This is a genomic window from Paraburkholderia sp. BCC1885 (assembly GCF_900996235.1).
In the GTDB taxonomy this organism is placed as follows: domain Bacteria; phylum Pseudomonadota; class Gammaproteobacteria; order Burkholderiales; family Burkholderiaceae; genus Paraburkholderia.
In genome coordinates this window covers 1-528 of record NZ_CAAJGM010000084.1, presented here as the reverse complement: position 1 = coordinate 528, position 528 = coordinate 1, and the positions used below count along the sequence as shown (strand labels likewise).

The following is a 528-nucleotide window of genomic DNA, read 5'->3' as shown; positions in this document are numbered from 1 at the left end:
CCGCCCCCGCCCTGCTGCTGTTCGGCGCGAACGCCGCCCAGGCCGACGCCCTCGACACCATCACCAAGAGCGGCACGCTGCGCGTCGCGGTGCCGGAGGACTATCCGCCGTTCGGCTCGGTCGGCGCCGACATGCAGCCGCAGGGCTACGACATCGACACCGCCGCGCTGCTCGCCAAGTCGCTCGGCGTGAAGCTGCAGCTGGTGCCCGTCAACAGCGCGAACCGGATTCCCTACCTGACCACCAACAAGGTGGACCTGGTGATCTCCTCGCTCGGCAAGACGCCCGATCGCGAGAAGGTGATCGATTTCTCGGCCGCCTACGGCCCCTACTTCCAGGGCGTGTTCGGCCCCGCCGACATCAAGGTGGCGGGCCCGGCCGACCTGACGGGCAAGACCGTCGGCGCCACGCGCGGCGCGCTGGAGGAGATCGCGCTGACCCAGATGGCGCCGAACGCCACCATCAAGCGCTTCGAGGACAACAACGCGACCATCCAGGCCTTCCTGTCGGGCCAGGTGCAGCTGATCG

At 69.3% G+C, this 528-nt stretch carries 1 protein-coding gene; it reads left to right on the top strand.

What is annotated here, in order from left to right:
* On the top strand, nucleotides 1-528 hold a 528-nt coding region (locus FQ755_RS06860; protein WP_260858367.1), incomplete at both ends, for a transporter substrate-binding domain-containing protein.